The organism is Wenyingzhuangia aestuarii (assembly GCF_011927765.1).
Lineage (GTDB): Bacteria > Bacteroidota > Bacteroidia > Flavobacteriales > Flavobacteriaceae > Wenyingzhuangia > Wenyingzhuangia aestuarii.
In genome coordinates, this window is sequence record NZ_JAATJG010000007.1 from 1 (window position 1) to 14,931 (window position 14,931).

The following is a 14,931-nucleotide window of genomic DNA, read 5'->3' on the forward strand; positions in this document are numbered from 1 at the left end:
TTATCTAGCCTCAAATCGTCTCGTATGCAAGTCGATTATAATTTGTATTAAACAACAATATAATCAACCTTTATTAATTCTTTGTAAAAATAAAAAGCCTAATCTGTAGATTAGGCTTTTTTTTGTTTAAAAGCTGACCTCTGTAGCCCCTAAACCATATCGTTGATACGATGCTTCTTCAAAACGTAAAGAATACCTATTAAACAGCCTATAGAGCTCTTCTTTTAAAACCCCCTCTCCAACACCGTGGATAAAAACAATTTTTGGAATTCTATTTTTAATGGCAAAATTTACTTTGTGATTGGCCGTATCTAACTGCTTATTTAAAATATCAGTATTAGACATTCCAGATTTAGATTTTACTAATTTTTCTATGTGTAAATCTACCTCCATTACCACACCATACTTTTCTTGCTTAGATTTTTTTACGCTTCTTTTAGCTCCTTCTACTAAATTTTCTTTCTGCCTAAGCATCTTATTATTAATATCACTATATCTAGACAGCTTAGATTGTTCAATGTTAACTAGAATTAACTGACTCTCATCGTAAGGCAATTCAAACCCATCATCATCCAAAACAAATACTTTGTTTTTCAATAATTTAGCAACAATCCCTCTAACTACGGAGTCTTTAATTAAAACCTTATCTCCTATTTTAAATTTCATTTTACTTAATTATATATTAACATATGATTATATTCTTACCCGTATATTTGATGATTACAACAAATACATACGTGCAAATGTCTCTATTACAAAAAACAAGCGTGAAAGAAGTTTTTGAAAAAGCAATTCGCAATACAAAGTTAGATATTCAAAGGGAAAAATTACTACAAAATATTGCAAACAAAATTGCTGAAGTCATTCACAAAAAAGGAACTGTAAATATTAACTTTATTTGCACACATAATTCTAGACGTAGTCAACTTGCACAAACTTGGGCTTATTACGCAATGGAATATTATAAAATTAAAAATGGATACAGTTTTTCTAGCGGAACTACCGAAACAGCTTTTCATGGCAATACTATAAAAGCCTTGGAAACTTGTGGATTTAAGTTTATGTTAGAAGAGTTTAATCACAAAAATCCTAAATACATAATTAACTATAACGGAAGTACAAAAGACATTGTAGGATTTTCTAAACTAATAGAAAACCCTATAAACAAAACTCCTTTTATAGCCATTACCACTTGCGAAAGTGCTAATAAAAACTGTCCTGTTATTATAGAGGCTTTGTCTCGTTTTCATTTGCCTTATCTAGACCCTAAAAAGAGTGATGATGAGGACTATAACAAAGAAATCTACCTAAACACATCTAAATTAATTGCTGGAGAAATAGGTCTAATTTTTAAGAAAGTAAAAGAGCAGCTGCTCTAGAAACAAAAACTAAGTATAAATAAAAAAGCCTTCACAAATTGTGAAGGCTTTTTTTGTACAGGCGGAGAGACTCGAACTCTCACACCTCGCGGCACTAGATCCTAAGTCTAGTGTCTTTTAATTTCATAAAGATTATCAAAGTATTAAAACTTATTAAAACTAATATAATTAATAAGTTACAGAGTTTTAAAGATTCATTTAAAATCACTGAATGTCAAAAAAAGTGTTACCTATGTGTTACCTGAATTACTTATCTTTGAAAAAAAATTCAAGCCATGAGTACTTTAAAAACTGTTTTACATCCGAAAAAAGATAACAAAGGAAATACTATTTTCAGATTAACTCTTCGTCTTACTGTTAAACGAAAACGTTCTTACCTTCAATTACTACAAAACATTAACCCTGAACATTGGGATGCTCATGCTGAAAAATTAAACACAAAACACCCAAAACATAAACAACTTAACCGATTAATTAGGAAAAAGTACGGAGAAATAGAGGACTATATTTTAGAAATGGAGTCCAAAAACAAAAGCTACACAGCTATTCAAGTAATGGATGCTATCAAAAACCATAAGGAAAAACAGACTTTTTTTGAATTAGCAAAAGAACATATAGAAGACCTAACTAAACTAGAAAAACACAATAGAGCAATTTCCGATCAAAGTAAAATTAATAGAATTAAAGAATTTGCAAAGAATGAAAATTTATCCTTTGAAGAAATTGATGAAAATTTCTTAAAAAAACTGAAAATTTACCTTGCAGGTACTGGTACTATTTCTGAAAGATCCATAATGAATATTTACGTCTTAATACGATTACTATACAACAATGCAATAAGAAAAAACTTAGTCGACCAAAAGTTCTACCCTTTTGGCAAGGGTAAAATAAAAATAAAATACCCAGAAACCATAAAGATTGGACTTGATGAAATGGAAATTCGTAAAATTAAAGAATTAGATTTATCACAATATCCTGAAATTTCAAAAACAAGAGATGTTTTTTTGTTCTCATTTTATTTAGCAGGTATTAGAATTGGGGATGTTTTAGAAATGGAATGGAAAGATATTGTAGATGACAGGATATATTATAAGATGGGAAAAAATAATAAAATCGTATCTCTTAAAACTCCTACTCAAATAATTGAAATTTTATCACGCTATGAACAAGATAAAGTTTCTAACTCCGATTATATTTTCCCACACCTTAAGTACGTATCTAAAAAAGAATTAAAGAAAGTTTTAAAAAAGGATTCAAAGAAACTTTCAAAGAAAATATATACTGCTACAAAAACCCAAACCAAAAAATTAAATGCAAATTTAAAAAAACTTGGAATTATGGCTGAAATTGACAAAAAAATCACAAATCATATTGCTCGTCATTCTTTTGGAAATATTGCAGGTGATAAAATTTCACCTCAAATGCTTCAAAAACTATATCGTCATACACATCTTAGCACTACAATTGGCTATCAAGGGAATTTTATTCATAAAAGTGCAGATGATGCTTTAGATTCAATTTTAACTTTTTAAAAGAAACGACAAAAATGTAAAAATTTATGATGTATTTTAAAACAATTACTGATTGCATTCTTGCTATAAAAGATAATTTAAAAGTTCTGCAAATTAATACTATTAGAATAACTGATTTAGAGAGTTACCAAAAATTTTGTGATACGTTTTCTATTGATGAATTTAGAAGATCCATTAGAGAATATAGAGATATTAACGGAAAAGAAAACTTAAGACAGGAATTAAGGTTGATTTCATCAACAATTAAAGATTATTCAAAATTTTATAGCGAGAATCAAATAAGCTTGAATTCAATAAATACTTCATTTTTATTAGATATTTTATTAAAACCGATATTACTAGAAGAACAACGTGCATACAATAAAATGTTACCAGTTAACAAGTCTATAACTGAATTAAAAGGAAATTATGAAAGCACATGTTGGAAGCTATCTTGGGAGCATCCTAAATCTATCGCTATTTGGAAAAATATAGAGACCTTGGAGAAAGAAAAAAAAGAATTAAAAGATGTTTATATAGAATGGTATGAATACCGAAAACAACTTATTGAAAAATATAATAATCACTTAAGCTTCAAATTTTATAATGTTTTACTAAAACTAGAAATTATAAAAGAAATTATAGAGGAAGATTATTTAGAAAACATCGAATTACTTAATTTGAATTTCAATAATGATTTATTAGAAATTATAAACGAATACTTTAGACCTACACTTACAGCTGCTTTTGCAAAAGATTTTTTTAACAATTTTGAATTATCTGGACTAAAGGTAGAAAAGAATAAAATGTCAGATACTAAACTATATTTTTTAATTGATTCTTTAGCAAATACTATTAAAGATAAACTTCAAGAAGAAAAATGGATCAATACTTCATTAGACTATTTCGAAAAGAAAAGACATATTTATGACAAAAAGAAGACTTATGAAAAAGAGTTCTATGAAAAGAATATTACAAAAGAAGTAAAAGAAAATCATTTTGTATATAGATTATCAAAAGCCATTCAAATGATTTAAAAGATAGTTGAAGACATTTTGAAATAAGTTTTAATCACCAATTAAAGTTTATGAACCTCTATTTGACATTATAAATAAATCTCCACCAAAAACATTTTCACCAACAAAACAATTCACTCATTATCAATTATTTAAACTACGAATTAAATAATCTCCCACCATTTTCCACCAAAATTTCATTCTAATTTTACAGTATTCGAATACAACAACCGATGTATACGGTTAAGTTTAATACAACAAATTAGATATTATGAATTTAGAAACATTAAAAGAAAAACCACTCTTCCAAATGACAGGAGAAGAGTTTATATTCCTTCAAAACAAGTTAAACCACGAAGTACCTTTAAAAAAGATTCAGCCTGAAAAAAGAGAAAAACTTGTATACGGTATACTAGGTATTGCTAATCTATTCGGCTGTAGTAAATCCTCAGCAAACAGATTAAAAAAATCTGGAATAATTGATAAAGCCATTATCCAAAATGGACGTAAAATTATTGTTGATGCTGAACTAGCATTAGAACTTATGAAGGAGTCTAAATAAAAAAAGCAACGAGGTACGAATTCACTGCTTTATAATATTTTCAAAAAGACAATAATAACTACCGTATTATGTAAGACGAATATACGGTTTAAAACTCTATTTACAAAAATGGATAATGAAGAACTATACATAAATAATAAATTAATAAAGAACACTACAGTGTATGATACAATTCATAAATATGTGAACGGTAGATATGAAATTGTACTCAATATAATAACACACGAATTACTAATTAGGTACAAAGGCTCTAAAGAATGGGAAGTTCTCAATGAAAAATCTTTAATGATTGAACTAACCAAAAAGAAAATTAAATTTAAAAAATTTGAATTAGAAACATATTTAGGTTCTAATTATATAAAACAAATTAACCCATTAAAGCAATACTTTAATAGTCTTAATAAATGGGATGGAGTAGATCATATTAAAAATCTAACCTCATATATTCCAACTGATGATAATGTGTTTTTTGAATATCACTTAAAAAAATGGCTTGGAAGAAGCATAAAAACTGCGTTGGAAGAAAACTTCTACAACAAGCAATGTCTTGTGTTTCTTCAAGAAAAACAAAACTCAGGAAAGAGCAGTCTATGTAGGTTTTTTTGTCCACCTGAATTAAAAAAACATATCGCAGAGAACATCAGTGATGATAAAGATGGATTAATCCAACTGTGTAAAAACCTCTTAATCAATCTAGATGAAATAGATAAACTTTCGATAAAATACATAAACGCTTATAAATCGATGTTTTCAAAAACACACATAAACATTAGGCTACCGTACGCAAAAAACAATTCACATCAGACCCGAAATTGCTCCTTTATAGGCTCAACTAACCTCATGAATTTTTTAAGAGATGAAACAGGTAGCGTTAGATGGGTTTGCATAGAACTCATAGGGCAAATTGATTTTAATTACTCAAAAGACATCGATATTAATAAAGTTTGGGAGCAAGCTTTTCATCTAGCTTACAAGGACAAAAGTTTTAATTGTGATTTAACCGTAAATGACATAAAAGAAAATGAAAAAAGGAATGAAAACTATAAGCACACAACTATGGAAGAAGAGTTAATAAATCAACTTTTTGAAAAATCAGATAATAGAGATGATTTTATGACAACCACAACAATTACAATGATAATTAAGAAAGAGTATTCATCCGTAAGTCACATAACGATTGGTAAAATTTTAAGAAAGTTAAATTTTAAGAGAGTTAACAGCAGAACCACAGGAGTAAAAGGATACTTAATTCAGTTAAGATTAAAATAAAAGTTTTCATCAAATTATCTTACTCATCTTACCTATTTCATAAAAAAGGTAAGATGGGTAAGATTAAAATCACAAAAAAATAAAAAAAATGAATTGTAAAATAGCAAAAACGATAGATATAAACACTTATATATTCAAACAAGGGTTTAGGGTTGGAAAAAAAACTAAAAAAGACGTTTGGTATTATTCTCCTTTTAGGAATAACGAAAAAACACCTTCTTTTAAAATTGATATTACTAAAAACGTCTGGTATGACTTTGGAGAAGGAATTGGAGGAACAATCATTGACTTTGTAATGAAATACAATGATTGTTCAATTAAAGAAGCTTTAGTCATTTTATCCGAAGGTTCTTTTCCTATTCACCAGCAAACAAAACAAATTAAGGTTGAACCAACACCAACCTACTCTATTAAAAAAGTAACCGAATTAACAAATCATAAATTATTGGATTATTTAAGCAAAAGAAAAATCAATTTGATTTTTGCGAAAAAGTTTTATTATCAGGTACATTACTCTTTTTCCAATAGAAAAGAATTATATGGAATTGGATTTATGAACAATGTTGGTGGATTTGAGGTTATAAATATTTTCAGTGAAAATTTCAGAAAAATTTGTTTAGGTAAAAAAGAAATTACCACTATAAATAATAATTCTAATGTAGTTTCAATATTTGAAAGTGGATCAGACCTGTTAAGCTATTTCAGTTTGAAAAAAGAAATTCCAAAAGAAAATTTCATCATACTTAATTCTACTTCTTTGGTGAAAAAAGCGATTAACTTATTAAATGATTACACAGAAATAAGATTGTTCCTTGATAACGATAAAGCAGGAAATGAGGCTACCGATTTTTTAATAAAAAATGTAAATGGTAAAATTATAGACAACAGAATTCATTATAAAAACTTCAATGATTTAAATGATTATTTAATGAATAAAAATTAAAGTAGTCTGTTGCATTGCCAGTCGTGGCTTTAGTTCCTTTTTAGTGCCTACTTCGTGCCCTAAAAGAAACTAAAACCGCCTGGCTTATTCACAAACAAAAATTGTTCATAAGAAAAAAATAAAGATGAATTCAAATAAAAACAATAAAGTAAAAGTGGTTTTCTATCTCAATTTAGAAGATAAAGAGTTTGTAAAAAATCAATGCGAAATATTACAAATCAAGCCTTCATTTTTTATCAGAAATGCAATTTTAGAAAAGTTAGGCAAGCCAATATTTACAAAAACTGCTCATGATTTAGATACTAGAAAATATCAAACTTCTCTAATTAGAATTGGAAATAATTTAAATCAGATAGCAAAAAAATTAAATTCAAATGCTCAGTTTTTAATAGCAGATCAGCAAGTAGTTCTAGATGAAATTAAAGACATTAATAATCATATTATAGAAATCAATTCTAAATTATAAATCTCTATTATGGACGAAAACACAAGTAAAGCAGTTTTTAATCTAATGCAAAAAGTAGTAGATAAATTAGATCATATATCCAATAAAGTAGATGTAGAAATCGATACTGAATTAAGTAATATTATTATAAAAGAGAGTAATGATCTTAAAAAACTAATAATGGGTTCAGTGATTAATCAATCCAAAGTAAATAACTTTAGTATAAACACTTCAAAACAAATTATTAACTCCATAGAAAAAAACAAAACACCTCCTGTTACAAACAATTATTCGGAATATAGTATACTAGGAAGTCAATTTCGTTATAAACCATGGGTCTCTATTGTTATAATATTTAGTTTAGTAATTATATGGACTTCTATAAAGTACATCCCCTCATATCTCACTGAGAGAAGCAGTTTAAAAAAAGAAAAAGAAGAATATCAAATCTTCTATAATTATGTTTATTTAAAGCAATTAAAAAACACTGAAATACCTAATGCTCGTAAAACTCTTGAAACAATTAAAAAGAAAGATACTATACTCATAAAAGAGTATCATGTTCTTTTAAGTAATTATGAAAAAGAGATAAGAAAACAACAATTACAAGAAGAATTAATATCCTTAGAAAACAATGATAGCTAAGCTAGAATCAGTTGCCTATTTAAAGAATTGTCTTGCTTATTGTGAGCGAGGAGGTGAATTAATTGCCACAAACAAATGTATTGGTAATAGTTCTCAAATTAGTTCTCAAATGGAGAGGAACAACGCTCTTAATGATAGATGTTTAAAAAACACCTTCCATATAAAAATCAGAATTGCACCTGAAGATAAGGGAAAATTGAACACTCAAGACTGGATAGATATTTCTAACAAGTATGCTAACAAAATTGGCTTTCAAAACAATCCTTATGCTACATATATCCATGAAGAAAATTCAGATAAAGAGCATATTCATATTATAGGATCACGAATCAAACCTAATAATAAAGCTGTCAATGACAGTTACACCCATTATAAGAATATGGATTTTTGTAGAGAAATTGAAAAAACATATAAATTAAGACAAGTAAAGCGTGTTTTAGAGACAGTTAAAAATCAAGAGGTCTTTGTTAAAGGAGATAAAAGAATTCTTCCATTGGAAGAAAAAATAGCATCTGCTATTAAACAATCTGACTCTTTTGAGGATTTTGAATTTCATTTAAAAAACATGGGAATTAAAACAAAAAAAGGAAGAGGAATTGGATTTACAGATGAAAAAGGAGTCTATTTTAAGGGGTCTGATATTGATAGAAAATATTCTCTAAAAGGGATTGAAAAACTATTGTCTTACGAACAGCAAGAAAAACATATGAATACGAGAGGTAACCCCAATCTCAAAAGATAAGTTTGTATCTTGATCAGTCGTTACTCCAAGTTTCCCATCAAACAATTATCGATATCAAATCGACAACTGTTTGATGGGTTATTTTTTATTATATTAAAAAAATAGAATTTGAATAAACTAACACTCTACAATTCTATTACATTAAATACTTGATTATCCATTAAAATAGAATCTTCATATTTTGATCGCATTAATTTCTTTTGAAGAAACAAGTTCTTCTCGATCGATTTAATCTGTTTTAATCCATATTCAGAAATCGTAACAAACCATCCTTCTCCAACCTCTCCATCCTTACGTGGTGTCATGCTAGTATTTCCGTTTGACCAATAAATAGATTCTGCCATTAATTCACCTTCAGAGTTTTTCCATGCAAATTGCTTGGTTGGTTCAGGCTCCCATCCTAGATATCTTGCCAAAACAGGGTTAATAGCAATCCATTTAGATTTTAAATCAAATTGATCGAATCTATGATCCCTGACTACAACAATAAAATATCCACCACCTTTCAAATCATGATAGTCGTTGCTTAATTGGTGAAAAATAGAGCCAAAAATGTAATCATCATCTTCATTCCCCCCCTCATTAACCGTAATCTGATACATGTATTCTTCAGTAGGAGAACCCCAATCTAAATTTACGATTTGACTGTATTCTGCTATGATTTTAAAGTTATTATCATAGTCCAATAGTGATTCGTTTAATCTTTCTGATTCACCTATTCGATCTAACCAATCATTGCCAACTCCTCCAAATTCTCTTTCTTTAATCGTCTGAATGAATTCGGGTTTGGCTATTTCATTAAAAAACTGAACGGCATAATCATGTGACATTAAAACGTTCTGAATTCTCTTATCATCAATTGTTCCTGAATCTATTAATTCATTAGTGATATGCATTATAGCTCTGCGAGAAGTTATCACTCTTGGTCTAGGGTAAGAATATTTTAGGTAAATCTCTTCCAAATGATTTCTTAGCTTCTTTTCATATTCAACTGTCCATTCCTCTTCTCGACCAATTTCTTTCATGATCGAGTAGGCTCTATAAATAAGGTTAGATTCATCAATTCCAGACTCTTCTGATAAAATTTTGATTAAAAACTCAAAAGGTCTTATCAGATCTCGGGGATCATTAATATCAATCTCTGGAAGATTATAATTAATCTCTTTGTTAAAGTCAGGTTTATTTGGTTCTGGAATATGTAAAGAATATACTTTAGGTAATTTGATGCTTTTAGGAGTCGGTATTTCTTCTCCTATTGAGGAAAGTGTGCGTATTGCATTCTTTCTTAATTGATAGTCATTTGATAAAGCTAAATTGTTGATTGTTGATTTAAGCGAATGAATTTTTGGAGAGTTGAAAGCAGATAATTTCATTATCACGTCCATACATGAATAATCATCTAAACGTCCATTGTGTAAGTGGGTTAAAGCATAATCATCATCTTGATTGATATATTTTGCCAATAACAGTAAGGATTGTTCCTTTATTAACGACACCGGGCTTTCGGATAGATACACCAAATAATCGACTAACGTTTCCATGATTGGTGGATTCAATGATATAAGAACAGGTAAATCCTCAACTGGTTTACTATTCGACATCAATCTTTGTAGATAACCATATATTTCAGGCCAAAGTTCTTCTTCAACATAATTTTCTGTGAGGAGTGGAACGATATCTTCAAGATGTTCAATGTATGAACTTGGGTAATTACCGCTTACTATATCATGAGCGAATACTTCAAATGCTTTATTAGATGAGATTGTGGGATTGATGCGCTTTAGTGCACTAAACGCATTGACTCTTGTTCCTCCATCATAATATTTGACCCAGCCCGATTCGCTGGATAGCTCAATACTTTTATTGGCTAAACTAGTTGCGAGTTCAGTATTTTCTAACCCTAGGGCGGCTTCACTTAGTTTAGCATAGAAATCTGATTCTTTCCTTCCAATTCTAGCTAGTTTAGCGACTTCTTCAATTTGACTTGAAGACAATAATGGAGTTATTTTTTCTATAATTTCTGACCAATTAAAAAATGAATTTGCATGATCTTCTTCTTGAATGATTTTCTTGAAATCATCAAAATTAGTAACTCGTTCTAGCACTTCACCTTCATCAATCCTTTCATATCCTTTCTTTAAAATCAATGTGTTAGAATAGGTTGATGAACTATCTCTTTCGTTTTTTTCAGGTATGTTAAACCGTGAATAATAGTCTTCTGCTTTTAGTCCTTTTGATGTATAGAAGTCATCAATTTCAGATAATAAGTAATATCTTGTTTCTTCGTAAGCTTTAATTTCTATTGCGGAAATAATGGATTGAACATGCTCTACTAAAAAATCTTCTTTTAAAACTTCATACCCTTTTTCTAGGATAGATTTGAGCAAGGAAGAATCGGCAGATTCAGCAAGAAGCAGATATAGATCACAATATAGATGAACAATACTTTTGAACTCTTTCTCACTTTTTGTTCGTATGACGAAATGTTTGATAAAAAGTGTAATAGTATCTTTAAAATCAATCAGATCATTTTCTAATTGCCAGATGGTCTGTTCAAGACCATCATTCAGATTATGTTCATATGTGACTTCTAATAATTCTTCAGAAGCATTCCAATAAGCCCCTCCCTCCGTGGTTTCTTTAATATAGTTTAAATGAGATAAGAACCACTTTATTCTTTCAGAAGCTTTTGATGGGTCTTTATGATTTATTTTCCTTAACCATTCAATCCATGTACTAAACTGATAATCTTTTCTATAACCTACTCCAATAGATTCTTGAATAGCTTGTTTAATCCATTTTTCACCTTCGTCTAGCTTACCTAAAATGAAAAATACCTTTGAATGAGCCAAGCACTCGGTTATACGACCATCAATATCATGATCCTTCAACATGGATTCTTCCATGTGTCTTAAGCGTGTTATTGCTTTTTCAGAGTCAAAACCATTATTTAGTAATGATTTAATAATTTTTCGTTGGATGCTTGTACTCCAATATTTTGAGTTCTCTAGAAATTCATTAAACAAATAATCTCCTAAGCTGTCTAAACTTTTAGCATCGAGTTTTGATACAGCAAAAATTACAAAATGAAAATATTGACCTTTATACTGTTTCAGTTTGTACCAATAGTTGTTTCGGTGAGATATTTCTTTATAGTAAAATATGACAATTGGAAATACTCTCTTAGTAATATCACCAGATATTGGTTTTTGCAAAATCCCTTCAACTAGAATTTGAGTTGTAAGACATAGCATTCTTTCAAATTCTACTATAACTTCTTCATCAGTGCCTTTCTCAACAGATGGAATTGCAGAAATAATAGACATTCCTTTACCGCATAAGTTAAGTAGCTTGTTGAGTTTGATTAATGGAAGAAAAGCTTCTAATGAATCATCATAGCCTAGTTGGTCTTTGCCTACGCTTGATGGTTGTGCAACGTCTTTAATCCAACTATATGTTTCACTTAGGTCTCCAGTAACTTTATAAACTAAATCAGCAATGAATATTTTGCCAATGGATTTTGTCTTCTTTTTAGTGAAATGAATGGTTAATAATGACAAATATTCATTCGCTCGACTACTATCTTTTGAATCAAGACATTGCTCTATTGCGTACTTTATAAGCTGGAAAAGAGAATTTCTTCCTCCTGATGATGTGGAATCTATTTTTTCTATAACTTTATTTAAATCATCCCACTTATTTTGATCCACTAAACTATAACCAAGATTAGAGAGTAACCTTAATAGTAAATCAGGTTCTTTTTCTTCGAACCTGTTTTCTTGTATGTTACCTGAAAATTGGATTTTCTCAATTATTGAGAAAATATTCTGAGTCGTTTCAAAATAAGGAGATGTATAAACCCATTCTTCCAAAGAGTCCCTTATTTCTTCGTATCTGTGAGAATCATCAATGTGTATCCCCGAATCTGTAATGATTTCTGGATAAGCTAAATTGTATAAAGTTGCTCCTTCTGATTTGTGCCCAAATTCGATAAACAAACGACACGCTTTGAATGCATAAGATTCACTACAATGTAGGGTGTTACCACTCCTTAAGTAATCTCTTGCTAAGTCGTATTTATTTAAGAATAAAAGTTCTTCTGTAAAGAATGCAGGATCAATATTGAATAATCTTCTTTCGATTTCTGCTAATGAGAACAGATATCTTACAAGAGTATTGATATCCTTATTTTGTCTAGCTATTTCTATACCTAATTTTGCATCTTGCTTTATTTCTTCTGCTGGTCTGAAGTTAAGTAGCTGTTCAGTAAAACTATCTGGTGTAACTTCTGAAATAAACCGATCATATTGCTGAGCTTGAAATAGATGATGATTCTGCTTCCATGATTTTTCAATCTCTGACTTCACATAATAACCAGCGAGTTGATTATGGTAATCGATGTTACTTGTTGGATCAAACTCTCCTGTTAAATAATTCAAAGAGGTATGATGAAGAAGGAATTGCTTAAATGAATTATGAAAGAAGGACAAAGTTCTTTCGGTTTCATTAAACAGAAACCTAGCCTTTTCACGAAAGGACTTTAAGACACTATGTGGGAAACCCCATTCCTGTATGAACGGAATATTGATTGAGCCATTAATTCTCGCAATTAAACCTAAAAATTGAATTTGGCTATCTTCTTTCTGAATAGGCTCCCATATTTTTTTATAATAATTATCAATACTACCATCAATAACTTCAAAAGATTCGATTGTATCGTTAATAGAATCTTCGTTATTGATTTTTTCAATTAAGTAAGATAGGTATAACGGGTGTCCTTGTGATTTCTCAAATATTTGCAACTTTTGAGAACCATTAAGTTGAATTGAAGAATCAAGATTATCAATATACTTGTATACTTCCTCCTTTTTAAGTGAATCAATTTGAACAGTTCTGTTTCCATTCTGAAATTCAGTTTTAATTTCCTGTTGAATATCTTCAAGTTCGTAAGATTGACTACCTAAAACAATGAAGACTCCATCAGGGAGAGAAGATGGTAAAGGAAGTTCTCGTAGGAAACTATTTGTCGTTGATTTATATTCTCTAGGAACATGATCTAGGCCATCAATCAATATTATGGTTGGTTGGCCGTTTGTAATGAAGTCCTTTCCAATTGCTCTTAACTGCTCATTGAATACATCCTTTAGAAAAAGTAAGTCTTTATACGGAAGTATGTCTCTTTTATATATTCCAGCTTCCTTTAATTGAAAAACTAAATCGAAAAAAAGATGCGTAGCATTTCCTCTTTCATAAAAGTTTAAATGTGAAGATGGATTAACGAAATCAAAGGCGTAGTATCTTATTATTCGTGTTTTTAGACCTTTCGACCACTGATTCAATAAAGTTGATTTTCCAGAACCTGGGCCTCCTAGTAAAAACAAGTATCCATTTTTATGCTCTTCTAACTTTGAATTTAACAAGTTAATCGTTGATTGAATCGGTTGGTATCTTTGTCTATCGACTATTAACTCGTGATTAAAAATTGTTTTAAATCTATCAGACCAACCTAATTCTTTAATAATTTCTTGTCGAGTAAACTCAACTACTCTTTCTGGGCTGGCAACCTTTTCAACTATAAATCTACTGATCTGTTGAAGGTCTTTGTCTTCCTTGGAATATTTAATATTTCCAACACTAAACTGTTTTTGTTTATAATCAGGGTGAAAATCAAAACAGGTAATAAATTCCTCAAATTCAGAATCTTTGAGTTTTGAACTTATTTTAAGTTCCTTAAGAACAGGCTTCCATTTATCATCAATCGATTGATTAGATTTGATTTTTGTCCAAACATCGGAAAGAAAGTCGGCAAATGATCCAATTTTCATATCACCATCTTTCAAGCTGTCATGAGAGGAAAATGATTTGTTAGTGATTAAGTGAGGGATTATTTTTTTGCTAGGGTTGTCTGTCTTTAACTTTATCCAACTAGCAGCTATAAGTGGGATTAAGTCAGAAAAATTAGCAAATGATATGTTGGCTTCCGCGATAGTCCATTTTACTTGGTATGCATGAATTTCTGAATAAGTAGAATATTGTATGTCATCTAGTTTTTCAGCTTTTGGGTCTGCTATCCGTATCCATTCAAGTTTTTTATTTACCAGATTCAAATAAACGAACCAAGCGAACTCATCAAATTGAGGCAAATAACCACCCATTGCTGCTCTTTCTCCGCTTGCTGATACTTTTTTGATTTCTTCAAACATCCTTTTTTATTAACTCTTATTATTTTAAAAGTGAATATAAGTCAATTTTTTTTTAAACTATATTACTTATAAACATAACCTAAACGACTAAAATAAAACTTAACGACTCACTTTTACAAGAATGAAAACTTGAACGAAATCAATAATATTATTTATTTTTATTAACCTTATTTATTGTCACTTATATGATAAAATTAAAGAAATCGGTGACGGAAA

11 protein-coding genes are annotated in these 14,931 nt (G+C 29.4%); 9 read left to right on the forward strand and 2 right to left on the reverse strand.

Annotation, left to right across the window (positions count from 1 at the left end):
- Positions 1 to 126 precede the first annotated feature (126 nt).
- On the reverse strand, positions 127 to 666 hold the full coding sequence (locus GGR97_RS07865) for a Smr/MutS family protein (protein ID WP_167897982.1): 540 nt from the start codon (positions 664 to 666) through the stop codon (positions 127 to 129).
- 77 nt (positions 667 to 743) lie between these two features.
- On the opposite strand from GGR97_RS07865, the gene GGR97_RS07870 reads away from it, so the two are divergent.
- The 9 genes from GGR97_RS07870 to GGR97_RS07910 all read left to right on the forward strand — a co-directional run bounded on the left by GGR97_RS07870 (position 744) and on the right by GGR97_RS07910 (position 8,512).
- Complete coding sequence (locus GGR97_RS07870; protein ID WP_167897983.1) at positions 744 to 1,379, forward strand: low molecular weight phosphatase family protein; 636 nt, start codon at positions 744 to 746, stop codon at positions 1,377 to 1,379.
- A gap of 275 nt (positions 1,380 to 1,654) precedes the next feature.
- Positions 1,655 to 2,911, forward strand: coding sequence for a site-specific integrase (locus tag GGR97_RS07875; RefSeq protein WP_167897984.1), 1,257 nt, complete (start codon positions 1,655 to 1,657; stop codon positions 2,909 to 2,911).
- A 26-nt stretch (positions 2,912 to 2,937) separates the two neighbouring features.
- On the forward strand, positions 2,938 to 3,927 hold the full coding sequence (locus GGR97_RS07880; RefSeq protein WP_167897985.1) for a hypothetical protein: 990 nt from the start codon (positions 2,938 to 2,940) through the stop codon (positions 3,925 to 3,927).
- 250 nt (positions 3,928 to 4,177) lie between these two features.
- On the forward strand, positions 4,178 to 4,468 hold the full coding sequence (locus GGR97_RS07885) for a DUF3853 family protein (RefSeq protein ID WP_209272342.1): 291 nt from the start codon (positions 4,178 to 4,180) through the stop codon (positions 4,466 to 4,468).
- A gap of 108 nt (positions 4,469 to 4,576) precedes the next feature.
- The gene (locus GGR97_RS07890; RefSeq protein WP_167897986.1) at positions 4,577 to 5,737 is read left to right on the forward strand and encodes a VapE domain-containing protein; all 1,161 of its coding nucleotides are present in this window, start codon (positions 4,577 to 4,579) and stop codon (positions 5,735 to 5,737) included.
- An 88-nt stretch (positions 5,738 to 5,825) separates the two neighbouring features.
- The gene (locus tag GGR97_RS07895) at positions 5,826 to 6,680 is read left to right on the forward strand and encodes a toprim domain-containing protein (protein WP_167897987.1); all 855 of its coding nucleotides are present in this window, start codon (positions 5,826 to 5,828) and stop codon (positions 6,678 to 6,680) included.
- A gap of 124 nt (positions 6,681 to 6,804) precedes the next feature.
- Positions 6,805 to 7,146, forward strand: a complete 342-nt coding sequence (locus GGR97_RS07900; RefSeq protein WP_167897988.1) for a plasmid mobilization protein — start codon at positions 6,805 to 6,807, stop codon at positions 7,144 to 7,146.
- 9 nt (positions 7,147 to 7,155) lie between these two features.
- Positions 7,156 to 7,770 carry a hypothetical protein gene (locus GGR97_RS07905; RefSeq protein WP_167897989.1) on the forward strand — a complete coding sequence of 205 codons (615 nt, stop codon included), beginning with the start codon at positions 7,156 to 7,158 and terminating at the stop codon, positions 7,768 to 7,770.
- Positions 7,760 to 8,512, forward strand: coding sequence for a relaxase/mobilization nuclease domain-containing protein (locus GGR97_RS07910; protein WP_167897990.1), 753 nt, complete (start codon positions 7,760 to 7,762; stop codon positions 8,510 to 8,512). Before GGR97_RS07905 ends, GGR97_RS07910 begins: the two co-directional genes overlap by 11 nt.
- A 125-nt stretch (positions 8,513 to 8,637) precedes the next feature.
- On the opposite strand, the gene GGR97_RS07915 is transcribed toward GGR97_RS07910, so the two are convergent.
- A complete protein-coding gene (locus GGR97_RS07915) occupies positions 8,638 to 14,715 on the reverse strand; it encodes an NACHT domain-containing protein (RefSeq protein ID WP_167897991.1) in 6,078 nt (2,025 codons plus the stop codon).
- Positions 14,716 to 14,931 lie beyond the last annotated feature (216 nt).

Excerpts from the sequence above, each read along its gene's own strand:
- GGR97_RS07865 (WP_167897982.1), bottom strand. The coding sequence starts at position 666 with ATGAAATTTAAAATAGGAGATAAGGTTTTAATTAAAGACTCCGTAGTT.
- GGR97_RS07870 (WP_167897983.1), top strand. The coding sequence starts at position 744 with ATGTCTCTATTACAAAAAACAAGCGTGAAAGAAGTTTTTGAAAAAGCA.
- GGR97_RS07875 (WP_167897984.1), top strand. The coding sequence starts at position 1,655 with ATGAGTACTTTAAAAACTGTTTTACATCCGAAAAAAGATAACAAAGGA.
- GGR97_RS07880 (WP_167897985.1), top strand. The coding sequence starts at position 2,938 with ATGATGTATTTTAAAACAATTACTGATTGCATTCTTGCTATAAAAGAT.
- GGR97_RS07885 (WP_209272342.1), top strand. The coding sequence starts at position 4,178 with ATGAATTTAGAAACATTAAAAGAAAAACCACTCTTCCAAATGACAGGA.
- GGR97_RS07890 (WP_167897986.1), top strand. The coding sequence starts at position 4,577 with ATGGATAATGAAGAACTATACATAAATAATAAATTAATAAAGAACACT.
- GGR97_RS07895 (WP_167897987.1), top strand. The coding sequence starts at position 5,826 with ATGAATTGTAAAATAGCAAAAACGATAGATATAAACACTTATATATTC.
- GGR97_RS07900 (WP_167897988.1), top strand. The coding sequence starts at position 6,805 with ATGAATTCAAATAAAAACAATAAAGTAAAAGTGGTTTTCTATCTCAAT.
- GGR97_RS07905 (WP_167897989.1), top strand. The coding sequence starts at position 7,156 with ATGGACGAAAACACAAGTAAAGCAGTTTTTAATCTAATGCAAAAAGTA.
- GGR97_RS07910 (WP_167897990.1), top strand. The coding sequence starts at position 7,760 with ATGATAGCTAAGCTAGAATCAGTTGCCTATTTAAAGAATTGTCTTGCT.
- GGR97_RS07915 (WP_167897991.1), bottom strand. The coding sequence starts at position 14,715 with ATGTTTGAAGAAATCAAAAAAGTATCAGCAAGCGGAGAAAGAGCAGCA.